Origin of the sequence: Devosia sp., assembly GCF_041917035.1 — a bacterium.
Taxonomy (GTDB): Bacteria; Pseudomonadota; Alphaproteobacteria; order Rhizobiales; family Devosiaceae; genus Devosia_A.
Genome location: NZ_JAYRYM010000274.1, coordinates 1 through 4650, shown reverse-complemented (window position 1 = coordinate 4650; position 4650 = coordinate 1). Strand labels below are relative to the sequence as shown.

Here is a 4650-nt window from a genome sequence, read left to right as displayed (position 1 = left end):
CGTCGCTACCGGCATGAGCGCCGCGATGATCGCTGCCCAGCCGTCGAGCTCCTCCGGCTCCGGCTTTTCCGGCGGTGGCGGTGGATCGGGCGGCGGCGGCGGTGGCGGTGGCGGTGGCGGGTGGTAGGCTCAGACCCGAGGGCGTTCCCTCTCGCGACAGGGTGTCAAAGCTCTTGTCTTGTGACATTACTGGCGTATCCTGTCACTTTTTGCGGAGGCTGACATGGCGCGAGTGACCAAAGGCAGCGGTCTGGCGGAGGATACTGCGCCCTGGCGCGACGACAGGGAGCCGATCTATTTCGCCGTGGAGGTGAAGGCCGCGGGTCGCGTCCTGTTGCCGGCCAAGGTGCGCGCCGCACTGGGTGTCGGCGAGGGCGATACCCTGAGGGGCGTCGTGCGGGACGGTGAACTCACGCTGATGACGTCGGATACAGCGCTGCGCAAGACGCAGGAGCGGCTCAGGAAGCTTGTTCCTCCCGGCGTCAGCCTGGTCGATGAGCTGATTGCGGAGCGACGCGCCGAGAACGCTCGCGAGGAAGCCGAGACAGCGGCGTATCTGGCCGGCAGGAACGCGCCGAAGTGACGGTCGTCCTGGACGCTTCTGCACTACTGGCCGTCATGAACAGCGAGCCCGGTCAGGCCATTGTGCGGCCCAGACTGGAAGGAGCGCTGATCAGCAGCGTCAACCTTGCCGAAGTGGGTACCCGGCTTTGCGACGGTGGCGACGATACGGCCCAGACGCTTCGCGAGATCGCCCACTACGGCATCGAGGTTGTCCCGTTCGACGCCCGACTGGCTGCCGAGGTCATCCTGCTCCGCCCCCTCACCCGCCACGCCGGCCTTTCCCTCGGCGACCGGGCCTGCCTTGCCCTCGCCATCCGCGAAAAGGCCACAGCCCTCACCGCCGACCGCGCCTGGGCGGAGCTCGACGTGGGCTGCCCCATCGAGCTCATCCGCTGACGCCCGCAATGGACAATCCCCCCTCCCCTTGCTAGTCCTCCCGCGCTCTCAACGCCCGGTATTGCCATGCCCGAACTTCTCGTCGAACTGTTCTCGGAAGAAATCCCCGCGCGCATGCAGCGCCGTGCCGCCGAGGACCTGAAGAAGGCCGTGACCAATGCGCTGGTCGATGCCGGTCTCGTCTACGAGAGCGCCAAGGCGTTCGTGACACCGCGGCGCCTCGCCCTCACCGTCACCGGCCTGCCCGCCCGCTCGCCCGACACGCGCGAAGAAAAGAAGGGCCCGCGCGTCGGCGCCCCGCAGCAGGCGATCGAGGGCTTCCTCAAGGCGACGGGCCTGTCGTCCATCGAGCAGGCCAAGGTGGAGTCCGATCCCAGGAAGGGCGATTTCTACGTCGCCCACATCGACAAGAAGGGCGCCGAAGCCGAAACCATCCTCGCCGCGCTGCTGCCCCGGGTCATCACCGGCTTCGACTGGCCGAAATCCATGCAGTGGGGCAAGGGCGGGCTCACCTGGGTGCGGCCGCTGCGCGCCATCACCGCCACCTTCGGCACCGAGAACGACGAACCGGCCGTCATCCCGTTCCAGTCCAACACCGTCGAGAGCGGCCAGACCACCTATGGCCACCGCTTCCTCGCGCCGGGCGCCATCCGCGTGCGCCGCTTCGACGATTACGTGCAGGCGCTGGAGAAGGCGAAGGTCGTGCTCGACATCGACCGGCGCAAGGAGATCATCCGCGCCGATGCCGACAATCTCGCCTTCGCGCAGGGGCTGACCGTCATCCATGACGAGGGCCTGCTCGAAGAGGTTGCCGGCCTCGTCGAGTGGCCGGTGGTGATGATGGGGTCGTTCGACCCGGCCTTCCTCGAAGTGCCCGAGGAAGTGATCATCGCCACCATCCGCGCCAACCAGAAGTGCTTCTGCCTGCGCGACGGCACCGGCCGGCTGGCGCCCAACTTCATCATCACCTCCAACCAGGTGGCGGCGGATGGCGGCAAGGCCATCATCGCCGGCAACGAGCGCGTCATCCGCGCCCGCCTCTCGGACGCGCGGTTCTTCTACAATCAGGATCTGGCGCTGCCGCTCGAGCACGGCCTGCCCAGGCTCGAGGAAAGCGTCTTCCACGCAAGGCTCGGCACGCAGTTCCAGCGCGTCGAGCGGCTGGTCAAGCTCGCCGCCGAAATCGCCCCGATGGTCGGCGCCGACGTGGAACTGGCGAAGCGCGCCGCCATGCTCGCCAAGGCCGATCTCGTCACCGGCATGGTCGGCGAGTTCCCCGAGCTGCAGGGCCTGATGGGCCGCTACTACGCGCTGGCGCAGGGCGAGCCCGCCGCCGTCGCCAACGCCATCGCCGATCACTACAAGCCGCTCGGCCCCACCGACCTCGTCCCGGCCGAACCCGTCGCCATCGCCGTGGCGCTCGCCGACAAACTCGACACCCTCACCGGCTTCTGGGCCATCGACGAAAAGCCGACGGGGTCAAGGGACCCGTTCGCGCTGCGCCGGGCAGCGCTGGGGGTGATCCGGATCGTCGTGGACAATAAGCTGACCTTTCCGCTCGCGGTGGAACGGGACCTGCTCTCCTTCTTCCATGACCGCCTGAAGGTCACCCTCCGCGACGCCGGCGCCCGCCACGATCTCGTCGACGCCGTCATCACCCCCGACAGCGACGACATCCTCGAGATCACCCGCCGCGTCGAAGCCCTCTCGGCCCTGCTCGGCACCGACGACGGCAAGAACCTCCTCGCCGGCTACAAGCGCGCCGCCAATATCCTCGCCGCCGAGGAAAAGAAGGACGGCCGAAGCTACGACGCCCCGGTCAATGAGGAAGCGCTGAAGCTGGACACCGAGATCGCCCTGGCCGACGCCATCATGAAGGCCGACGCCGCCGTCGCCGCGCGGGTCAATGCCGACGACTACCAGGGCGCCATAGCCGCGCTGGCCATGCTGCGCGCCCCGGTCGACGCCTTCTTCACGGCCGTGCTGGTCAACGACCCCGACCCCGCTGTCCGCGCCAACCGCCTCAACCTCCTCGCGCGGCTGCGCGACACCATGCGGCTCGTGGCGGATTTCTCCAAGGTCGCCGGCTAGCCGGACGACGCGCCTTCGGCGCCGTCCACTCCTCCCGCCACCCCCACGTTGTCACCCCGGCGAAGGCCGGGGCCCATCCCGAGAGGCGACCACGCGCGCATGAGTGCGGATGCCGCCCGGGTCCCCTGAGTTCTCAAACTCCCGCCACCCCCACGGTGTCATTCCCGCGAAAGCGGGAATCCCTGTTCCTCCTGCCGCGCCCTGCAAACGGAGATTCCCGCCTGCGCGGGAATGACCCCGAGCCTGCGGCGCAACCACGCCCCTGCCGCAAGGCGCCGGGTCACCTCCCGTGCCCCACGCCCCGGTGCCCACCCCACCGGCGTCATCCCGGCTCCCGCCACCCTCTCTCCCCACCCACGCTGTCACCCCGGCGGAGGCCGGGGCCCATCCCGAGATGGAACCACTCGCCCCGCGCGTGCGGATGCCCCCTGAGGTCCCAACCTCCCGCCACCCCCGCGGTGTCATTCCCGCGAAAGCGGGAATCCCTGTTCCTCCTGCCGCGCCCTGCAAACGGAGATTCCCGCCTGCGCGGGAATGACCCCGAGCCTGCGGCGCAACCACGCCCCTGCCGCACCCGCCGGGCCATCCCCGCCCGGTGCCCCCCACGCCCCGGTGTCCAGCCACCGGCGTCGTCCCGGCTCCCCGCACTCCTCCCTCCCCACCCACGGTGTCACCCCGGCGGAGGCCGGGGCCCATCCCGAGATGGAACCACTCGCCCCGCGCGTGCGGATGCCACCCGGGTCCCCTGAGGTCTCAACCTCCCGCCACCCTCACGGTGTCATTCCCGCTCCTGTTGCGGCTCGGACACACCCCGTCGGCCGGTGCGGCCGGGCGCGTCGAAGGGGAATTGCGCGGGGCGCGACGGAATTGCTAGTTAACGCGAAGTTAATGCGCGCGGCGGCAGCGCGGCACTGTTGGGAGCGTGCTGAATGCGTTCATCGTACGCGCGGGTTCTTCCGCTCGTGGTTCTGCTGGCCGCCGGTTCCGCCCGGGCAGAGGATGCCGCGGCAACGGCGTCCCTGCCGCTGGAATTCAGCCTCGCCCTCGGCCAGTTCCAGCGCAGCGCCGGAACCGAGGTCGATTTTCTGACCCGCGGCAATACCGTCCCAGAGATGTCGACGGCCGATTTCGGCGAGATCTCGGCGCTTGCCTATCTCGCCTCGCTGCGCGTTCCCGAGCACTTCTGGGTCCGCGGCCTGTTCAGCGAGGCCACGCAGTCGGCCACGAAGGTCGGGCCGAACGGCATGGGCTTCAGGTTGCAGAACACCGTGTTCGGGGTGCTCGGCGCGGTCGTCGGCACCGGCGTTGCCGGTCGCGACACCTCGATCATGGCGATCGACGGGCTGGTGCCGATCCTCGACACCGACACCTTCGATGTGCATGTCGGCGGCAAGTACGCGCAACTCGGCGACAGCCTCTATGCCACCATCACCGGCGGTGCGTTCACCTCCAGCGGGCGGTTCGACGCAACGAGCACGTTCGGCGGTCCGGTGCTGGCGGTGGAGTATCGTCTCGGGCCGCCCGACGGGACGGCCGGTCTCGGCCTTTCGGTCTTTGCCAGCGCGGCACTGCTGGCGAGCGCCTACGATCAGTCCTACG

The 4650-nt window shown here is 69.2% G+C and carries 4 protein-coding genes; all 4 read left to right on the top strand.

Annotation, left to right across the window (positions count from 1 at the left end):
- Positions 1–223 precede the first annotated feature (223 nt).
- The gene (locus ACE3TU_RS19130) at positions 224–583 is read left to right on the top strand and encodes a hypothetical protein (protein ID WP_374627126.1); all 360 of its coding nucleotides are present in this window, start codon (positions 224–226) and stop codon (positions 581–583) included.
- Positions 580–960, top strand: coding sequence for a type II toxin-antitoxin system VapC family toxin (locus ACE3TU_RS19125; RefSeq protein WP_374627124.1), 381 nt, complete (start codon positions 580–582; stop codon positions 958–960). The genes ACE3TU_RS19130 and ACE3TU_RS19125 overlap by 4 nt, the downstream gene beginning before the upstream one ends.
- 66 nt (positions 961–1026) lie before the next feature.
- Positions 1027–3051: a glycine--tRNA ligase subunit beta gene (gene glyS, locus ACE3TU_RS19120; protein WP_374627122.1), complete on the top strand. Its 2025-nt coding sequence runs from the start codon at positions 1027–1029 to the stop codon at positions 3049–3051.
- Positions 3052–3980: 929 nt separating this feature from the next.
- Positions 3981–4650 (top strand): hypothetical protein (locus tag ACE3TU_RS19115; protein ID WP_374627120.1); only part of this gene is annotated, 670 nt, incomplete at its 3' end.

What these genes read in the sequence shown, in the direction of transcription:
- ACE3TU_RS19130 (WP_374627126.1), top strand. Translation starts at nt 224, where the DNA reads ATGGCGCGAGTGACCAAAGGCAGCGGTCTGGCGGAGGATACTGCGCCC.
- glyS (WP_374627122.1), top strand. Translation starts at nt 1,027, where the DNA reads ATGCCCGAACTTCTCGTCGAACTGTTCTCGGAAGAAATCCCCGCGCGC.